Source organism: Bradyrhizobium tunisiense (assembly GCF_042263385.1).
Classification (GTDB): domain Bacteria; phylum Pseudomonadota; class Alphaproteobacteria; order Rhizobiales; family Xanthobacteraceae; genus Bradyrhizobium; species Bradyrhizobium tunisiense.
In genome coordinates, this window is the sequence record NZ_JBHLEV010000002.1 from 253767 (window position 1) to 271562 (window position 17796).

Genomic DNA, 17796 nt, shown 5'->3' on the forward strand with positions numbered 1-17796 from the left:
TGAAAGGGGTCGGAGTGGACAATGGCTGAATTCGACGTCGACCTCTTCGTCATCGGCGGCGGCTCGGGTGGCGTTCGTGCCGCCCGCATCGCGGCCGGGTATGGCGCCCGCGTGATGATCGCGGAAGAGTACCGCATGGGCGGCACCTGCGTGATCCGCGGCTGCGTGCCGAAGAAGCTGTTCGTGATCGGCTCGCATTTCCGTCACGAGCTCGAGGACGCCGCCGGCTTCGGCTGGACCGTTCCGCCCGCCAGCTTCGACTGGGCCACGCTGATCGCCAACAAGGACAAGGAAATCGCACGGCTGGAGGCGGCCTATACCGCCAATGTCGAGAAGTCGGGCGCGCAGATCGTCAAGAGCCGTGCGGTGATCGAAGACAGGCACACCATTCGCCTGCTCGAAAACGACCGCAAGATCACCGCGAAGTACATCCTGATCGCCACCGGAGGAGCGCCCAACCACGGCGCGGCGATTCCCGGCATCGAACATGTGATCTCGTCCAACGAAGCCTTCCATCTGAAGAAGCTGCCGAGACGGATCGTGATCCAGGGCGGTGGTTACATCGCGCTGGAATTCGCCGGCATCTTCGCCGGCTTCGGCTCCGACGTCACCGTGGTCTATCGCGGCGACAACATCCTGCGCGGTTTCGACGAGGATGTTCGCACCCACGTCCGCGGCGAGATGGAGAAGCAGGGCATCACCATTCTCACCGGCTGCACGGTGAGCAAGGTCGACCGCCACGGCGAGGAATTCACCACGCATCTGTCGAACGGCTCGAGCCTTGCCTCGGAGCAGGTGATGTTCGCGATCGGCCGGCATCCGGCGGTGGCCAATCTCGGGCTGGAGAAGGCCGGTGTCGCCATCAATCCCGCAAATGGCGGCATCGCGGTCGACCATTTCTCAAGGAGCTCGGTCGACAGCATCTATGCGATCGGCGACGTCACCCATCGCTTCAACCTGACGCCGGTCGCCATCCGCGAGGGCCATGCCTTCGCCGATACCGTGTTCGGCAAGCGCGAGGTCAGGGTCGATCACGCCAACATTCCGACCGCGGTGTTCTCGCAGCCGGAAGTCGGCACCGTTGGTCTCACCGAGACCGAGGCGCGAGCGCAATTCAGCCACGTCGACATCTACAAGACCTCGTTCCGCCCGATCAAGGCGACGATGTCCGGCCGCGACACGCGCGTGCTGATGAAGCTCGTGGTCGACGGCGCGACCGATCGCGTGCTCGGCTGCCACATCGTCGGCGATGCCGCCGCCGAGATCACCCAGGCGGTCGCGATCGCCGTCAAGATGAAGGCGACCAAGGCCGATTTCGACGCGACGATCGCGCTGCATCCGACCGCCGCCGAAGAGCTCGTCACCATGCGCACGCCGACCGCGCGCCACGTGCGTCAGGCGGCGGAGTAGGCCTAAGGTTCGCCTCAGTCGGGTTCGGTGATCTTGCCCTTTCCTTCGCAGACCTGGCATTTGACCGGGTAGACTTTGCGGCCCGGCGCAGCCGCCTTCATGGACAGAGGAAAGCCCGTTCCGCTGCACTCCGGGCAGGTCCGCTCTTTGATTTTCGGGGCCATGGTCGTTCCTTTCCGACAGCTTCATACATCTCAAATCAATGCGGCGTTTCTGCCGCGGCTTCGTCGATTGCGGCCATCAGGTCGGCCGTATCCGACTGTTGGATCATATGACCTGCGCTCGCGACGCGCCGCATCTTGCTGTGCCTGATTTCCTCATGGAGGCGACCGGACTGTTCGTCGATGTCGATGAGGCGATCCTGCTCGCCGGCGAGGATGGTGACCGGCATGGCCAGTTCGCCGTAGGTCTTCGCCGACAGAATTGCGGCAGGCACCATCAACGCGGCCTCGGCGGCGGCGGCACGAAGCTGCGATGGACGCACGGCCAGTGACTTCGGAAAGCCATCGAATTTTTGCGGGACGGATCGTGGCCCGAACAGTTGCCGGAGCATTGACGGCCACATCAGGCGACTGACGATCGGGGAAATCGTGTGGCTGAGGATATCGCCGAATCCAGGTATCGCCGGCCCCGCCATCACCATCATCGCGTCGGTGCGGGCCGTCGGGAAATAATACCCCGACGCCAAGATCAACGCCTCGACCATCGAAGCGTGCCTGCCTGCCAAGGCAATCGCGACCGACGCCCCCCAGGAATGCCCGAGCACGATCGCCTTTTCGACGCCAAGGTGCGCTAGCGCATCCCTGAAGAGGTCGGCCTGCGCCGCAGGGGTCCATACGACGTTTCGGGGCCTCAGGCTGTGGCCGAATCCCGGACGATCGAACACGATGACGCGATAGTCCTTGGCGGCGAGATCGATCAGACCACTCGATTCGAAATCCTGGATCATGCTGCCATTGCCGTGAAGCAAGACCAGCGGGCGGCCCGAACCGCGCTCCACATAGTGCAAGCGAACACCGTCGATGTCGATGAAGCGTCCCTGCGGCGGGTTTTCGCGTTGAGCCTTGTCGGCCAGCTTTCGATTGACGACCGCGGCCGTGGCCATCAAGGCGACTGTCGCGGCAATCGCGGACGCTACCGGATTTTCTGCAAGAACGCGAAGGCTCGTGGCCGCCAAGGATGGCGAACGTCTCTTAAGTATGCGCATCTGAAAACTTTCGGTGAAGATCATTGGATGAGAAGAATGGGAGCGTACGCCTTGGCCTGATCTTGGGGACGCATGCATCCATGGGCAGACGCAACAGGAGAGGCCGCGATATGTTCCTAATTCCTGCGGGATTGGTACGGCAGTAAGGCAGTCACTCAAGCGGAAGCCCCGCAGGATCATCACTCATCGGCGCGTCGAGCGTGTCCGAGCACTGTTAGGCCGGGCGCCGGGAGCGTATTTTCAGCGCCGCGCTCTGGTGAATGGCGATCGAGACCCCACATGCAATGTATCGCTGGCACGATACACGACAGCACCAGTGGTCGAGAGACGTTACAGCGGCGCGATTCCCGTCGGTCGTGCGCCCTTTGCCCGACAATGCGCGGGCTTGACCGACCTCGACTCTCCCAACGCGCCGCAAGGACATTTGTCATGACAGAGAAGCGCAGCCGCATCCGTCAGGCGGATTCACTTGCCGAGCGTCTTGCGGCCGATGCGGTGAGATTGCGCGAGCAGGCCGCGCGCCTTGAACCCGGTGCGGAGCGAGACGCGCTCTTGAACAAAGCACACCGCAACGCGATGGCCGTCGATATCAATGCCTGCCTGACCTTTCCGGGGCGCCGGGTCCCGGAATAGCCAACGGGACCTTCTGCATTCAGCCGTACAAATACCCGACCGGCTTGCCTTCGGTGCGCAGCGGACGAATGTCCCTCCGCGTGATGATCTGACCGGCGAGGCCGTCGATCTCGTCGCGCTGCGTCGGCGTCCAGCTCCGCAACTCGTTCATGCCCTTGAGAAGGCCGAGGCGCAGGACTTGGGTGTTCTCGCCGACACCTGTGAGGCCGATCGAGCTCTTGCCGGCCGTCACCACGTCGCCGGCGGAGAGCTCGAAGCTCTCACCAGACGACCTCTTGAACTCCGTCGTGCCGCGAATGACGCGATAGATCACGACCTCGCCCGTGGCGAGCGAGGCGGCGTCCGCGGACGCCGACATACTCTTCGGCAGAAGCGACTGGCCCCGCGGGTCGGTTGCGATGATGTGGCCGGTGACGAGCCGGCCGCTCGGCACCTCGATGCCGATATCGCGCACGTAAACCGGCAGTGCCGATTTGATCGAGCCGTCCGCGAGCGGCTTGAACAGTGCATCCAGCGCCAAGGGATCCTGCAGCCAGAAGCCGGCATTGGCTGGTCGATCGTGCAGCGGATGACTCCAGGCCATGCGCGGCGTTTCGGCTTCGTTGATCTGATCGGGACCGACGATGGTCGGATTCGGAAAGGTGGTGGGATCGGTGATGAAGGCTTCGAGGAATTTGCCCGAATAGCCCATCGAGATCGGATCCGGCACCACCGTCTGCGGCGTCTTCAAATTCTCTTCCGTCGACAGTCCCGACCAGGTGTAGAACAGCTGGCGATGCACGATCGCGCTTTGCAGCATCACCGCGCCGGGGCCGACATTGTAGAAGCGCCCGTCATAGTCGAAGGTGAAGGCGCCCGAGGTGACCAGCACGAGTTGAAAGCCGCCGGGTGGAAGATGCAGATGGAAGTCGGTGGGACCGGTGTCGGGACGGTAGACCGGCAGATTGGTCGCGACTTCGTGGAGCAGGAAGGTTTCGTTGTTGGCGTGAAAGCCTTCGTTGGCGCGATTGTAGAGGGCTTGCGGGCGATACGTCGGCTCGAACTTCGCGTTCCGGTCGCGATCGATTGCGACGAAGTCCTTCGTGTTGAGGCGAAGCGGCGCGCCGTTCGGATGGGTGAGGCCGGTGGTCTTGAGATCGCCCGCAGCATGCACGTTCATGACGTTCTCCGCTCCGCTTCGTTGCTTCGCTTGCGACGTCATTGCGAATTTTGGGCCAGTTGGTTTGCGAAGCAGCAAGCGGGCCGGGCGCCCCGATGCGGGCATGCCGTTTCGGAAGAAATCCGGTGGTTGCACGGGAGGTTAGATCGACGGCCGTTCCGATCGACAGAGGCTGCGCCGAGGAAGCCCGCCTTCCGGGCGTGACGGGGACCTGTCTAATTTGTCGGCAAGCTCGCCAGTGCGCGTGCAGCGGCGCCGGTGGCGGATCGGTGCGACACCGCCCTCGGGATGAGGGACAATTTCGCGAGAGGGCAGGGCCGCGATTGACAGAGTGTTCATGATTTGTTCTTATGCTGCGACCGAGATGGAGGCCGTCATGGACAACCGCATCAACGAAATCCGCAGAACCATCAGGGCGCTCCGCGTCAGTATGCGCGAAGCTGAAGCGATCATGCATGAGCAGATCAACCGTGGTGAGGACTGCAGCTTCGTGGCGCAGGAAGTCATGAAGATGCGCTCGGTCATGAGCCTGCTCGTGAAGGAGCGGACTGCGCTCGGCGACCAGGAGCCGATCCTCGTGAACAGTTTCTTCGTCCCGCGGCGCCGACCGACGCGAAGGCCGGCCGCAGCGCTTTTGCCCACGGCCGAATCCGTGTTCCGTCCGCGTGTGGCGGCGCGCGTTTGATCCCGAGCGCAGCTCAATCAAAAGCGTGAGGCGCGGCCCGATCCGGCTTGCCGGCCGGGCTGTCCGCCCACTTTGCCATGTCCATGGTCCGTGCGTCGACGCCCTCGCACCAGAGGCAATTCGCCGCGTGCGGCCGTTCTCGGACAGGATCGGGACCAGGCTGTGGCCGCAACCGGCGCACCAGGCGATGTCAGTCATGCTTTCCTCTACGGCGTACCAAATCCAGAAATGACGTTCTCGTTCGCGAAGCTTGCGCGGGCGCTATGACGGCGCTGGGGCGCTGCACCCGATCGGCGCGCTCAATCCTGAGATCGTTGATGTAGCGATCCATCGTGACACGGCTGCGATGTCGTCGCCGTTTTCGCGATACGCGCTAAGCTGGAATTCCGCCGAGCTGCCGCGATCCACAATGGTCCGGCAGTGCTCGATCTCGGCGGCGCAGCCCAGCATGTCCGCATCCTCGGCGATGTCGTCGATGATTCGGGAGAGCAGCTCCGAAATCGTGACTGGTCCGTCTCTGGAGGCAAAGATGCAATCGGTTCCGTAGCGCTGGGCGCGCCATTTATTCTCCACCGCAATCGCGCGTTCGACCACCGTGACCTCCTTCGACAAGTGAGGTCGCAGATGGAGGTGGCGCGTCAGGCAGCGATAGAGCGAGGCGATCGCGACGGCGTCCTCGACCAGGGTGCAGGTGTCGGGCGCACGAAGCTCGAGCGTCGGGTGCCGCATCGAGGGACGCATCGCCCACCAGATGTGGCTCTCATCGGGAATCACGCCGGAGCGCTGCAAGGCGCCGACATATTCGTCGTAGTCCTGCCTGCTCTCGAACAATTCGGGCAGGCCGGTGCGCGGCAGCTCGGAATAGGCGGCGAGCCGGTAGCCCTTCAGTCCGGTCTTGTGCGAATTCCAGAACGGGGAGGATGCCGACAGGGCGATGAACAACGGCAAATGCGGCAGCATCGCCCGCATCACCGCCATGCGCTTCTCGGGATCGGGCAATTGGACATGCACGTGCATTCCGCACATCATGTTGCGATGGCCGATGCTGCGCAGATCCTCGATCATCTCCTCGTAGCGCGGCTTCGGGCTCGGCTGCGACATGCGCCAGACCGCTGTCGGGTGCGTGCCGCAGGCCATGATCACGAACCCATATTGCGCAGCGACGTTCGCGACCTCGCGCCGCAGGAAGCGAAGCTCCTCGCGGGCGTCGTTGACGTCGACGTGAACGTTGGTGGCGACCTCGAGCTGGGATTGCAGCATCTCGCGCATGGCCTGACCGCCGGTCGACCAGTTCGCCGATTCGAACAACTCGTTGGGAGTCTGGATCGCGACCTCGAAGCTGCGGCGGTCAGCCAGGAAGTACTCCTCCTCGATGCCGAAGGAATATTCAGTCGCCTTGCCGCCGCCGCCGGCCGAGCGAATGACGAGGTGCTGCTTGTCGTGAGAGGAATCAAGGCGCAGCAGTTTCAATACGTCCGAAGCAATTGTCATTGGCCACCCGGCAAGGCACTACCTGCGGGCGATAATCCGTCTGACAGGAACGGGTTCCGCGTCGGACTCACTGGAAATTGCGAGGTCGAAGGGAACAATCTTAACGCTTTCGGATGCGCGGGCGATCAGCGCGTGATTCGGCGGCACTTCGGTCCAGTCCGATTCCTTGTCGAAGGGTTCGGACACGACGATGACCTCGCCGCCGTCCTCGCGGAAATAAAGCGTGTTGGCGGCATCGTTGACCGCGACACGGAAGGCATAAAGATCCTGGCCATTGGCGATCGCACTGGTGAAGCGCATCCGTTCTCGGAGCTGGCCTTCATTGACGAGACTGACGAGGGCTTGCAGCACGCGCCGCGTCGCGCCGAGCGGGTCGCGGTCGAGGCCGGCCCCCATCATCGCCAGGAACACGGCTTCCGAGTCGGTCGTGCCCAGCCGCGATGGATAAAAAGCATCGGGAATCAGCGCCTCGACCTTGCGCCGCAGCCTATTCCAGCTCCCGACGAATCCGTTGTGCATGAACAGCCAGTGGCCGCAGGCAAAGGGATGGCAATTCTGCCGCGTCACCGCCGTGCCGGTGGCCGCGCGCACATGCGCGAAGAACAAATGCGAGCGCAGATGGCGGCAAAGATAGCGCAGGTTCTCGTCCGACCACGCCGGACGCGTCTCTCGATAAAGGCCCGGTTCCGGATGTTCGCCGTACCAGCCCAGCCCAAAGCCGTCACCATTCGAGCCCGCCGTGGATTGCAGCGAGCGGATGCTCTGCGCAACCAGCGAATGCTCGGGCTCGGTGACGTAGGGCTCGAAAGACGTTGTCTCGCCCCGGTATGCGATCCAGCGGCACATGGGTTCCTTGCGGCTTCTCGTCACAACATGCGTGGTGAGATGCACCAACCCGAGCGGCCGGTTGATGTTCCGGCAGCCAAGAGATGGGTCCAGCGGGCACCGTCGAGCATGACGAGCAGTCAACGACGCAATTCGGAATCGAGCCGCGGCGCAGCGCCTTTTGCGATGAAAACGCAGGGCCGGGGGCAGATGCGAGCGGCTGGCCGCGTCCCGTCCTGGATCCGGCTGCGCGGCCACGGGCCTCAAGCGTTCCGGGCGGAATTATTCAGGACGATGGAACCGATGCGGCGGCTGGTCGCAGACGGGCCGTCTTGATTCCGACAGGCCGACCTTTATTTCTAGAGCGAACAAGAATCCGGGCCCCTCTGGCGAGGACGCCGACGATGTCGGCAAACCTCGTGATGTCGGATGACCTATCCCGCGCGAATGCGATGGATTGGCCGATCGTCGGGCCCTGTTCGTTCTCTCCGACCATTCGTCCCCCATCGCAGCTCCGTGCGGCCATTTCGCAAGTTAAGGGAGCAACGATGTCTGCCGCCAAATCCTCAAGTCCGATCGGGATCGAAATCACGGAACCGTCCAGCCTGAACGAGCAGGCTGCGGTCGCGCTGGTGATCGTGGGTGCGCTGGTTGCGGTTGCCGACCGGAGCGTTTCGCCGGTTGAGCGCGACGAGGTGATCCGTTTCATCAGGGATCGCAAGCTGGCGCCGCACATTCCGGACGAACGGCTCTATGCGATGTTCGATGAACTCGCCGAACGGCTCGAGGAGCCGGATTTTGCCAATGTCGTGATCGACACCTTGCGGCCCGTTTCGAACCTGCCGCTGTCGTCCCATCTGATGGAGCTCTCGGAGCGCGTGGCTGCGGCGGATGAGGATGTCCATCCCCATGAAGACCAGGCGATCAAATTGTTGCGCCTGCTGACGCTGGTGTTGCCCCGCGCGAAGCCGGTCGCGTCGGGTAACAGGCGCACCGAACGGCACATGGTCGCAGAGGAGTAAGCATGAGCGCAGTATCGAACGAGCGTACGACCGAGGCCGCGGGTTCCGCCAGCGAGATGGCGGGCGGCGACCCGCGCCTCGACAAGCTCGTCGATCGACTGCCGCCGCGCGTGGGTGACACCGTCACCTATCTGCTCAAACCGTCAAACCGCTGGGTGCGGATTCCCTCGGGCGCGCTGCTCATCGTCGGCGGCGTGCTTTCCTTCCTGCCGATTCTCGGCGTCTGGATGCTGCCGCTCGGCCTCGCGCTGCTTGCCGAGGACGTGCCTGCGCTGCGCTCGTCACGTTCGAAAGTCCTGGATTGGGTCGAGCGGAAGAAACCGCATTGGCTCGATTTATCTGCATCGAAAAATGATCAATCATGACTGAATTCATCACCTCTGAGGCCCTGACCGCGCTGTTTCAGGTCATCCTGATCGACCTCGTACTCGCCGGCGACAACGCCGTCGTCATCGGCCTTGCCGCGGCGGGCTTGCCGGCCGAGCAGCGTCGCCGTGCCATTATCGTCGGCATCGCCGCCGCGACTGCGCTCCGCATCGCCTTCGCCGGCGTCGCCACCCAACTCCTGCAGGTGATCGGCCTGCTGCTCGCCGGCGGCGTGCTGCTGCTCTGGGTGTGCTGGAAGATGTGGCGTGAGTTGCGCGAGCAGGCGGCGCATTCGAAGCAGCTGGCGGTCAGCCATGGCGGCGGCGCGGATGTTGCTGCGCCGCCTGTGCAGCAAAAGACCTTCGGCCAGGCCGCGATTCAGATCGTCGCCGCCGACGTCTCGATGTCGCTCGACAACGTGCTCGCGGTCGCCGGCGCCGCGCGCGAGCATCCCTACATCCTCGCCTTCGGCCTGTTGCTGTCGGTCGCGATGATGGGCGTCGCCGCCGACTTGCTCGGCCGCGTGCTCCAGAAGCAGCGCTGGATCGCCTATATCGGTCTCGCCATCATCATTTACGTCGCGTTCGAAATGATCTATCGGGGCACCCTGGAACTCGCGCCCGTCATCGCGAGTCTCTGACGCGACAACTCTTTCCGCCATCCGGAGTGATTCATGACGTCCGAACCCAAGGCACCTTCGGCGAAGGCCGTGCCGCCGCGGCTCGGCCTGTTCGCCCAGCTCATCTTTGGCTCGCGCTGGCTCCAGGTTCCGCTCTATATCGGCCTGATCGTCGCGCAGGCCGTCTATGTGCTGCTGTTCCTGAAGGAGCTCTGGCACCTCGTTGCGCACTCGTTCGACGCCAGTGAGCAGCAGATCATGCTGGTCGTGCTCGGGCTGATTGACGTCGTCATGATCTCGAACCTGCTGATCATGGTGATCGTCGGCGGCTATGAGACCTTCGTCTCCCGGCTGAACCTGACCGGCCATCCTGACGAGCCGGAATGGCTGAGCCACGTCAATGCCAGCGTGCTCAAGATCAAGCTGGCGATGGCGATCATCGGCATTTCCTCGATCTCGCTGCTCAGGACCTTCATCGAGGCCGGCAATCTCGGCACCACGCGCAGCAATTTCACCGAGACCGGCGTGATGTGGCAGGTGCTGATCCACATGACCTTCATCGTCTCGGCAGTCGGCATCGCCTGGGTCGACCGCCTCAGCGAGGGCAGCAATCGCAAGCAGGCTCACCAGTGAGGGCGCCCCTCTGACGGGAGGTGCCGGCGTCCGTTGATGGTTTTTGCCCGCGAGCTCAAGGTACGGTCCCGTCCGCTCCAAGCTATTCATTCGGCTGGACTGCCGACGACCGCTTCCTGCCTGACGTCCTCGCGGGCGAGGATTAGCAGGAGGCCGACGATGATCAACTCGACCACGGCGAAGGCGACGAAAGCCCCGGTGAACGCGCCGGAAGAGGCGTTGATGATGGTTCCCATCATCCAGGGCGCCACGAAAGCCGACAAGATGCCGAATACCTCTGCATAGCCGATTGCCGCCGGTGCAAGCGCGTCGGAGTATTTTTCGCTGAGCAGCGCGAAGATCGCACCGCCGCCGAGCAGCGCGATACCGCTGAGGGCTGCGAACAGCACGAGCATCCCGAACGGCATCGGCGTGACGACACTCCAGAGGAACATCAGGGCGGTCAGGAAGGCGAGCCCCGCGGTGAGCTTGATCATGAAGGGCTTGCCGAGCCGGTCGGACATGTAGCCACCGATCACCAGGAACAACACCTGCGACAGCCCCATCACGGTGCCGATGACGGCGCCGGCTTCCGGCGGCATGTGCTGCACGGTGATGAAGGCTGGGACCACCCAGGTGGCCGTGCCGGCGATGGCGAAGGTACAGGCCACGATGCCGAAACCACCGACCGCGATCCATTTCGAGCGGAAGATTTCGCCAAGAGGTAGGTGCTTCTGAGGCGTCTCATTGCCCCAGGTGAAGTCGGCGATGCCGATCTCGCGCGGGCTATTGCGAACGACGAGGGTGTCGATCGCGGCGACGATCAGGGTGCCGACCGCCAGTACTGCGAAGAAGGTCCGCCATCCGGTCGCAATGGTCAGGGGAATGCCGAGTGCGAAATCCAGTGTGATGGCGAGGCTGTAGGCTGCAAGGATGATTCCGACCACCGAGCCGCGCCGGCTCTGCGGAAACCAGCCGAAGATCAGCTTCATGTTGCCGATGAAAATGCCAGCGTCGAAGAAGCCGATGAGGAGTCTCAGCAGCACGAGCTGAGTATAGGTCTGGACGAACACCTGAAGCATCATCCCGAGACCGGTGCCGGCAAGGCCAATCAGCAGCATGTTGCGCGCCGTCATGGAGCGGCTCACTGGTGACCACACCACCATGCCCACGCCATAGGTCAGTGCGAAGATGCCCTGCGCCAGGCCGGCCTCGGCGGCATTGAGTTTCAGGCTCTCGGAGACGAAAGGCAGCACGGCCGCAAAGGCGTACCAGTCGGCCGCGAGGAATATCTCGCAGAAAATGGCGAGAGCCAGCATGCCCTTTTGCCAGGCGGCAATCCGTCGGCGGTCGCTCTCGGAAATGGTCGTCCAGTTGGTCGTCATGATCGATCCTCGCGGTTGGAGCTTTCGGCTTTCGGCGGGAGACGAGCATCAAGCCGGGGGCGGCAGGAAATTGACCTCGTGCTCGGCGGCACGCCGAACGACCTCCTGCGGATCGGGCAGGTTGTGGATGCGCTCGAACAGCTCCTTGAGCGATCGTGTCGGCGCAACCCAGAACAGGCTGGTCGCGGTTTCGCCGGACTTGTTGAAGATGCCGTGGGGAATGCCTTTGGGCATGCGCACGAGGTCCCCGGCGGTCGCCACCAGGTCCTTGCCGTCGAGCCAGAGATCGTAGCGGCCGCTCAGCACGTAGACGAACTCGTCCTGGGTCGGATGAACGTGCGGCGGCACGAAGGTGCCGTGGGGGAACACGGCATGCCAGGCCATCGACGCCTCGGAGTGCTGCTTGAGCGTGTAGGTCTGGCCCAGAATGTTCCAGACGATGTTCCCAAAACCGTCCTTGGCAGGGGTTACGCCCGGCGGCATCTCGATCATGGTGGTGTCCTCTGTTGTCTGAGCTACTCGGCAAAGAAAATCGGTGACGTGGTGCGCAGCGGAGGGCGTTTCCTCGAACACAAGATGTCCGGTATCCGGCACCAGCGTCACGCGCGCATCGGGTAGCCCCGCCTTCCAGGCTTCGGCTTGCGCCGTTGGTCGCAGGCGATCCGAGGCGCCCCACAAGACCAGCGTCGGGATCGTGATCCGGTGCAGCCAGTGCGCGAGCTTCGGATTTCCTTGTGGATCGTTGCGGATCAGCTTGGCGAAGCCGGTCACTTCGCGTCCGAGGCGGGCATCGAATGCAGGATCCGGCGACCTGGGAAAGTAACGGAGCGCGTTTGAAGGATCGTTCGCGAGATAGGCCGGCAAATCCTGTGGCGCGATTTCGAACAGGCCGGGCGCCGGCGCGCTGGCAACCACAAGGCCGGCGGGCGCGACCAGCACTAGCTTGCCGACGCGATGCGGCTGGCGGATGGCGAACTCGGCGGCGAGCCACCCGCCGAGCGAAAACCCGGCGAGATCGAACTTCGCCAGTCCCAGCTTGTCGAGCAAGTCCGTGGTCTGCAGGACATGATCCTCGATCGTATCGATCCAGACCGCATCGCCGGAGTCGCCGAAACCGGCCTGATAAGGAATGATGACGGTGTGCCGCTTCGCCCAGTCGCGTGCCATCTCAAAGCCGGTAAACGTGCCGGTACCGTGCAGGAACACCAGCGGAGGGCCGCTTCCGATGGTGTGAACGACGGTGCGCACGTCGTTGATCACGTATTCCGTGCGAGCAAAGCCGGTGAGGTCGGGCGAGGGTTTGGCGGTCTCAAGCATGATGGATGTCTCCGGTTGAAGGCAGCCTGTCTGGGCACCGCAGCGGAAGAGGGATCATGCGGCGTTGGCCTGGCGGTCGCCGACGAGCGCTGCGAATTGTTCCACGGCGTTGGCGAGGCGAGCGGCAGTCATCGGCGCCAGGGGGTCGCCCGACGCCAGTTCGTCGCTGCTTGCATAGATCGCGGTCGATACCGTGCAGGCCTCGAAGAACCCGAACAACGGACGCAGCTGATGCTCGACCACCAGCGAATGGCGCAGCCCGCCGCCGACTGCTGTCAGCAGCACGGGGCGATTGCGCAACACGCCGGGCTTGATCAGGTCAAAGACATGCTTGAACAGGCCGGGATACGAGCCCTGGAACACCGGGCAGCCGATCACCAGGCCATCGGCATGCTCGATCGCCTCGACGAGGTCGCGCGCGCGGTCGTCGAGCCCGTTGCGGGTAAACGCGGCGATGCCCTCGCCGGCATCGACGAGGTCGAGGATGTCGGTCTTGAGCGCGTGCAGCGTCAGGAGATCGGCCGCAACGGCTTCGACGAGCACGCGCGATCTTGCCGGCCGCCAGCTGTTGCCGCAGAAGCCAACGATACGGGATCCGTTCACGCCGACCTCCTGCTCGCTCAGCCCGTCACCCCGAACACCGTCCATTGCGCGTCCGGCCCGGGAAGGCCGAGCAGCGCACGACCGCATTCCTCGACGATCTGGTCGGCCATCAGGATGTGCTGGGTGCCCGAGTGGATGTCGCGATAGAAGCGCTGCATCGGCGTGTTGTGCAGCGAGGCGCCCCGGGCTGCACGGTGCGCGAAGGTCGAGACGTCGGACAGGACGTCGTGGATGTGGCGCAGCGACAGCTTGATCATTGTCATTTGCGCCAGCGACGGACTTTCGCCGGCGGCGCAGGTCTCGGAGACCTCCTTCCAGGTTTCGTGCACCAGCGCGCGTGCCGCGCGAAAACGAGCCTCGGCCTGCGCGAACTGGAACTTGAAGCTGGCGCTCTCGCACGACTTGCCGAAGGGATCCTGGCGCTGGACGATGACCCTAACGAGTTCGTCGAGCATGCGGCGGCCGACCCCGACTGCCCAGCCCGAGTGCGACCAGGCGCTATAGCCCGCGAGCCCCAGCGCGCCTTGCACCCCGCCGCGACGCGGCGCACCTATGTCGAAATCGTAGGTCATGTGTGTCGGCACGAACAGCTCGTCGCCCTCGCTGAGCGTGTAGTCGAAGCTTCCGGTGGCGCGCAGGCCGAGCACGTCCCAATTGCCCATCAGCTTGATGGTCGCCCGCGGATGGTGGGTGACGACGATCTTGGGCTGTCCGTTGGGACCGAACACCATGTCCTTGCCGGAGGCGTCGGTGACGAAGCAGCGGAGTGGACCCATTCGGCATGCTGGATGCCGCTGCCATAGGCCCAGTTGCCGCGGATCATGTAGCCGCCGTCGACCGGACGGGCGAAGCCCCGCGGGACGCCGTTGCCGGCGATGGTGATGTCGGCGCCTTTTGCGAAGACCTTCTTGATGCCCTCGTCCTCGACATAGATGGCGAGCGTCGTGCCTTCCATGTTGTTGCCGATCGCACACCATCCGGCGGATGCATGCGTATAGGCAAGGCGCTCGATCACGGTCATGGCGTCGTATGGCAGAAGCTCTGCGCCACCGACCTCGCGGGGAAACAGCATCGTGTAGATGCCGGCCTTGCGAAGCGCGGCGACGACGTCGTCGGTGAGATATCCCTGCGCCTCGGCCTCGGCCGCACGAGACTCGACCAGTGGCAGCACGGCGTCGAGGCGCGCGTGGAACTCGGCCACTGATGGCGTCGTGGAAGGCCTGGCGGCGCGTTGCATGGAAAGGCTCATGGTCGGTATCTCCACGTCAAGCTGTTGCTCCGCTGCGCCATCGGCGGGGAGGATCGGGACCGCGGGAACGTCCTCCGTCGGCAAAGCTCTGCCGTCGCGCGCCAAGGCTGTTGGCGCGCAGGTGAGCAGACAGCTCGCGATGGTGACATGACCCCGTCGGAACCGCGTGATTTCGTCACGCGATCACGATGGACAGATGCTAGGGATGAAGCGGGCAGACCAGCAATCCCCCATCATGGGGGGATCGCCGTTGCTGCTGTGCCGCAAAGCTGAGCCGGAGAAGCGCGGTTCTGCCGCTTCTTTTCGCTTGACCGGAGAACGGGCGAAGAAGAAGTTTTAACCCTATAACAAAACGAAATGGCGCACGTCGTGCGAGGAGTGGCGGTGAGGGCCGAGCAGGAGCAGTTTGACCGTCTGCCTGAGGGCCAGCTGGCGGATCGTTTGATGTCCATCGCCGAGAGCCGTTCGGTGCGTGCACTGGGCGCGGCCTGTTGCTCGGCAATCACCGAACTCACGGGATCGCCGACCGTCGGCCTCTACCTGCTCGACGGCCCGGAGCCCGCCCTGGTCTACAGCCGCCACGTCGCCGATGGCCTGCTCGACAATTACAAGGCCGGCTTCTGGAAGCACGACCCTGTGCTGGATTGCATCATGACCCGCGGCTGCGCGGTCGACGGCGAAACCGTGATCGGCCCGCAGCAATGGCGGCACAGCCCGAGCTTCGAGATGCTGCATGAATGGGGCTTCGCCTACAATATGGGTGGGCCGCTGTGGTGCGGCCGGAAGATCATCGGCGTGCTCTTCACTGCGACGACGGAGACGGGCGCGCCCTATACGCCGCGGGCACGATTGCGCATGCAGATGCTATGCCGGGCCGGCTCGCTGGCGCTGACCAACATGATGGATACGGGCGAGCTGCAAGCCGATCGTAGCCCGGGCCGTCAACCCGAGACGGCCGGGATGCTCTCGGCATCGCTGCCGCCGCGCTCGGCGGATGTCGCCATCCGGGTTTGCCGTGGCCAGACCAACAAGGAGATTGCCCGCGAAATGGGGATCTCCGACCAGACCGTGAAGGAGCACGTCGCGAATCTGTGCCGGCGCTTCGGCGTGCACAACCGGACCGAACTTGCGGCCTGCCTTCTCGGCGCGCGGCAGTGAAGCCGCCGGTCACAGCGTGCGGTCGGCGGAGTCGTTAAAATTGTCTGCAATCCGTCCAGCAGCGGCAAACCGTGCGGACAGGAAGATCGGAGCCTTAAACCTCGGCTTTGGAACCGGCGTGCATGCTTCCCGGCAAAAGGGTGGGGCATCACATGTCAGTTCTCAAGGAGGTCGTCGCTGCAATGGCGGGAGTCTATGCGCTCCTGTTCGTCTGCGACGCGTTATTCGGCGTTGGCGAGGCACGCTTCGACGATGCCTATTACCGCGCCAGCTTCTACGCGCCGCGGCCCAAGGAATTCCGCTTCGCAGACGGGACCACGCCGGCCGCACGCGTCAGCGATGCCTTCGCGCAGTTCTCGGCGGGCGAGGCCAAGCCCAACAGGCGTTACTCGTCGCTGACGACGATCATCCGGTAGGGCCCGTACTCGCTAATCGGCTGTCGGCCTGACGTCCGGTTTGCCGCCCGCGTCGGCCGAAGAGCGGATGGCTTCCGAGGTCGCAGATGGGCCAATAGCTGCCATCGTCGCCTCAATCGATTTCCTCGGCAGTCGCGACGGCTAGCGCCATTCGATCCCGTATACGTCGACAGGCTTCATCAAACCTTTGAGATGACAGGGACCCATGTTTGTCCCTTGGAAACGACCCCGGATGCGATCCTGAACGGCACTTGACACAAGAATGGCATCTGGCTCGGCCAACTGACACAATCGAGCAGCGAGTTGAACGGTCGCGCCAAAGAGGTCGTTGCTGTCGGCAATCGGCTCTCCGACGTCAATCCCAATTCGCACCTGAAGCTTCTCCTTGCTGGCCAGATTGAAGGCTTCAAACGCTTGCTGGATAGAGCGGGCGCATTGCACGGAGGCGGCGGTGTCGGCGAAAGATGCCATGATGCCGTCCCCGGTGTGCTTCACGACATGCCCACCCTTGTCCTTCAATGCGCGACGAACCAACGCGTCATGTGCTCGAACCATCTCGACAGATCGAGCGTCGCCAAGACGCTCTGTCATGCTGGTAGAGCCAACGATGTCGGTGAACATTATGGCCCGCAAGGCAGAATCAATTCTGACGTTGTTTGCCTCGCCGCACGGCTCCGGATCAGACACTCTCCCAAGAAATGCCTGGACGGCTGAGAGGTCGACTTCAATCACATCTTTCGCTACCTCGCCGTGAGCTTCATCATGAACCCGCATCGCCGTTTCGATATCCGGTGCGTCAATGAGACAGAAGCCCGTGCCGCGCGATTCATCAAACCAATACGTCAGGAAACGAACTCCGTACTGATCTTGCACCTCTAGGTCTTTACGATGCGCCTCCGCGATATCGGAAGCTGTCAGGCCCGAGAGATCGTGTCGGTCGAGGAAAATTGGCATTGGCGTTGCTCCAACGCTTCTTCTGCCGGTGTCGATCAAATCTGCACTAAATATGGTTCGCCGACAGCATACTCAATGTAACATCTTGGGGCCGCTTTGGAAGTGCAGTATGCCTTCACCAGGGTAATTCGCTCAACTTGTCCTATGCCGGCCTCCCGCTTGGCGGCTTCCTGGACGGTGAAGGCGCGGCTGCGGGACGGGAGTCGCACGCGCTTTCACGGAAGCGCCCGAGCCGCGGCCAGGCACGATATCTACAATCCCTTGTGTTGCCCGACGGGCAAAACACGCGAGCCCTGGGTCAACGCGCGGCGGCGAAAATATTCCACTTTACCGAAATTCGGTAATGGCGTATTCATTGCTGCATCCCGGCCCAACGAAGAGGGGCGTATCGCGATCGTCACGAACGCGGGCCGGGCCGCGGTGGACGCAGGTCACATCGGCGCGAAGGATTTTGCAGGGCGGGCAACCGTGAGCGAAACACCTCGCGCGCACGACCGGTGTGATCGGCGTACGGCAAAATCGTGTGGTCCTGACGCCCGGGGTCTGTGCGTCAAGTCTTGCGGTGATGCGAACTGCCCAACCGGGCAAGCGCATCGGTCATCCGCAAGGCGACGGGGGCAATAGTGCAACGCTCCCCGGGGAGAGTACGACATAAGCCGTTCCAACCACTGCGCAGGGAAGGCCG

At 63.4% G+C, this 17796-nt stretch carries 20 protein-coding genes and 1 pseudogene; 9 read left to right on the plus strand and 12 right to left on the minus strand.

The features are described from left to right. Nucleotides 1-21: 21 nt before the first annotated feature. The gene (gor, locus tag ACFDR6_RS08490; RefSeq protein WP_375858039.1) at nucleotides 22-1410 is read left to right on the plus strand and encodes a glutathione-disulfide reductase; all 1389 of its coding nucleotides are present in this window, start codon (nucleotides 22-24) and stop codon (nucleotides 1408-1410) included. Between the two features lie 14 nt (nucleotides 1411-1424). On the opposite strand, the gene ACFDR6_RS08495 is transcribed toward gor, so the two are convergent. Together ACFDR6_RS08495 and ACFDR6_RS08500 are read right to left on the minus strand one after the other, a co-directional pair. After that, a complete protein-coding gene (locus ACFDR6_RS08495; protein WP_317239985.1) occupies nucleotides 1425-1574 on the minus strand; it encodes a zinc finger domain-containing protein in 150 nt (49 codons plus the stop codon). Between the two features lie 35 nt (nucleotides 1575-1609). Then, complete coding sequence (locus tag ACFDR6_RS08500) at nucleotides 1610-2617, minus strand: alpha/beta fold hydrolase (protein ID WP_375858547.1); 1008 nt, start codon at nucleotides 2615-2617, stop codon at nucleotides 1610-1612. A gap of 429 nt (nucleotides 2618-3046) precedes the next feature. Here ACFDR6_RS08500 and ACFDR6_RS08505 point away from each other — a divergent pair, with 429 nt between their 5' ends. Continuing rightward, nucleotides 3047-3250, plus strand: a complete 204-nt coding sequence (locus ACFDR6_RS08505; protein ID WP_375858040.1) for a hypothetical protein — start codon at nucleotides 3047-3049, stop codon at nucleotides 3248-3250. Between the two features lie 19 nt (nucleotides 3251-3269). Here the strand turns inward: ACFDR6_RS08505 and ACFDR6_RS08510 are convergent, their stop codons facing one another. Continuing rightward, a complete protein-coding gene (locus tag ACFDR6_RS08510; protein ID WP_375858041.1) occupies nucleotides 3270-4409 on the minus strand; it encodes a hypothetical protein in 1140 nt (379 codons plus the stop codon). A 376-nt stretch (nucleotides 4410-4785) separates the two neighbouring features. On the opposite strand from ACFDR6_RS08510, the gene ACFDR6_RS08515 reads away from it, so the two are divergent. Continuing rightward, complete coding sequence (locus ACFDR6_RS08515) at nucleotides 4786-5094, plus strand: hypothetical protein (RefSeq protein WP_249153907.1); 309 nt, start codon at nucleotides 4786-4788, stop codon at nucleotides 5092-5094. A 261-nt stretch (nucleotides 5095-5355) separates the two neighbouring features. On the opposite strand, the gene ACFDR6_RS08520 is transcribed toward ACFDR6_RS08515, so the two are convergent. Together ACFDR6_RS08520 and ACFDR6_RS08525 are read right to left on the minus strand one after the other, a co-directional pair. After that, on the minus strand, nucleotides 5356-6585 hold the full coding sequence (locus ACFDR6_RS08520) for a carboxylate-amine ligase (protein ID WP_375858042.1): 1230 nt from the start codon (nucleotides 6583-6585) through the stop codon (nucleotides 5356-5358). 18 nt (nucleotides 6586-6603) lie between these two features. Continuing rightward, complete coding sequence (locus ACFDR6_RS08525) at nucleotides 6604-7431, minus strand: class II glutamine amidotransferase (RefSeq protein WP_375858548.1); 828 nt, start codon at nucleotides 7429-7431, stop codon at nucleotides 6604-6606. A 527-nt stretch (nucleotides 7432-7958) separates the two neighbouring features. Here ACFDR6_RS08525 and ACFDR6_RS08530 point away from each other — a divergent pair. The 4 genes from ACFDR6_RS08530 to ACFDR6_RS08545 are packed head-to-tail and all read left to right on the plus strand — an operon-like array spanning nucleotide 7959 to nucleotide 10050. Beyond that, entirely contained in the window at nucleotides 7959-8432 is a 474-nt protein-coding gene (locus ACFDR6_RS08530; protein WP_375858043.1) for a TerB family tellurite resistance protein, read from the plus strand. 2 nt (nucleotides 8433-8434) lie between these two features. Then, nucleotides 8435-8797 carry a hypothetical protein gene (locus ACFDR6_RS08535; RefSeq protein WP_317239980.1) on the plus strand — a complete coding sequence of 121 codons (363 nt, stop codon included), beginning with the start codon at nucleotides 8435-8437 and terminating at the stop codon, nucleotides 8795-8797. Beyond that, nucleotides 8794-9438 (plus strand): TerC family protein, encoded by a 645-nt coding sequence (locus ACFDR6_RS08540; RefSeq protein ID WP_375858044.1) that lies wholly within the window; start codon nucleotides 8794-8796, stop codon nucleotides 9436-9438. The genes ACFDR6_RS08535 and ACFDR6_RS08540 overlap by 4 nt, the downstream gene beginning before the upstream one ends. 33 nt (nucleotides 9439-9471) lie before the next feature. After that, nucleotides 9472-10050 (plus strand): TIGR00645 family protein, encoded by a 579-nt coding sequence (locus tag ACFDR6_RS08545; protein ID WP_212092508.1) that lies wholly within the window; start codon nucleotides 9472-9474, stop codon nucleotides 10048-10050. Between the two features lie 86 nt (nucleotides 10051-10136). Here the strand turns inward: ACFDR6_RS08545 and ACFDR6_RS08550 are convergent, their stop codons facing one another. The 6 genes and pseudogenes from ACFDR6_RS08550 to ACFDR6_RS08575 all read right to left on the minus strand — a co-directional run bounded on the left by ACFDR6_RS08550 (nucleotide 10137) and on the right by ACFDR6_RS08575 (nucleotide 14583). Then, nucleotides 10137-11414: an MFS transporter gene (locus ACFDR6_RS08550; protein ID WP_317239978.1), complete on the minus strand. Its 1278-nt coding sequence runs from the start codon at nucleotides 11412-11414 to the stop codon at nucleotides 10137-10139. A 48-nt stretch (nucleotides 11415-11462) separates the two neighbouring features. Further along, on the minus strand, nucleotides 11463-11906 hold the full coding sequence (locus ACFDR6_RS08555) for a cupin domain-containing protein (RefSeq protein WP_239623030.1): 444 nt from the start codon (nucleotides 11904-11906) through the stop codon (nucleotides 11463-11465). Between the two features lie 69 nt (nucleotides 11907-11975). Further along, nucleotides 11976-12731 (minus strand): annotated as a pseudogene (locus tag ACFDR6_RS08560) (alpha/beta fold hydrolase); the annotation flags it as partial. A 54-nt stretch (nucleotides 12732-12785) separates the two neighbouring features. Then, nucleotides 12786-13334 (minus strand): NAD(P)H-dependent oxidoreductase, encoded by a 549-nt coding sequence (locus ACFDR6_RS08565; protein ID WP_349643069.1) that lies wholly within the window; start codon nucleotides 13332-13334, stop codon nucleotides 12786-12788. 17 nt (nucleotides 13335-13351) lie between these two features. After that, nucleotides 13352-14110 (minus strand): acyl-CoA dehydrogenase family protein, encoded by a 759-nt coding sequence (locus ACFDR6_RS08570; protein WP_375858045.1) that lies wholly within the window; start codon nucleotides 14108-14110, stop codon nucleotides 13352-13354. Continuing rightward, nucleotides 13996-14583 (minus strand): acyl-CoA dehydrogenase family protein, encoded by a 588-nt coding sequence (locus ACFDR6_RS08575; RefSeq protein ID WP_375858046.1) that lies wholly within the window; start codon nucleotides 14581-14583, stop codon nucleotides 13996-13998. Before ACFDR6_RS08575 ends, ACFDR6_RS08570 begins: the two co-directional genes overlap by 115 nt. Nucleotides 14584-15027: 444 nt before the next feature. Between ACFDR6_RS08575 and ACFDR6_RS08580 the strand changes: the two genes are divergently transcribed. Further along, entirely contained in the window at nucleotides 15028-15741 is a 714-nt protein-coding gene (locus ACFDR6_RS08580; protein WP_249153903.1) for a LuxR C-terminal-related transcriptional regulator, read from the plus strand. Between the two features lie 152 nt (nucleotides 15742-15893). Beyond that, nucleotides 15894-16157: a hypothetical protein gene (locus tag ACFDR6_RS08585; protein ID WP_212092503.1), complete on the plus strand. Its 264-nt coding sequence runs from the start codon at nucleotides 15894-15896 to the stop codon at nucleotides 16155-16157. Nucleotides 16158-16298: 141 nt separating this feature from the next. Here the strand turns inward: ACFDR6_RS08585 and ACFDR6_RS08590 are convergent, their stop codons facing one another. Continuing rightward, on the minus strand, nucleotides 16299-17111 hold the full coding sequence (locus ACFDR6_RS08590) for a nickel-binding protein (RefSeq protein ID WP_375858047.1): 813 nt from the start codon (nucleotides 17109-17111) through the stop codon (nucleotides 16299-16301). Between the last annotated feature and the right edge of the window lie 685 nt (nucleotides 17112-17796).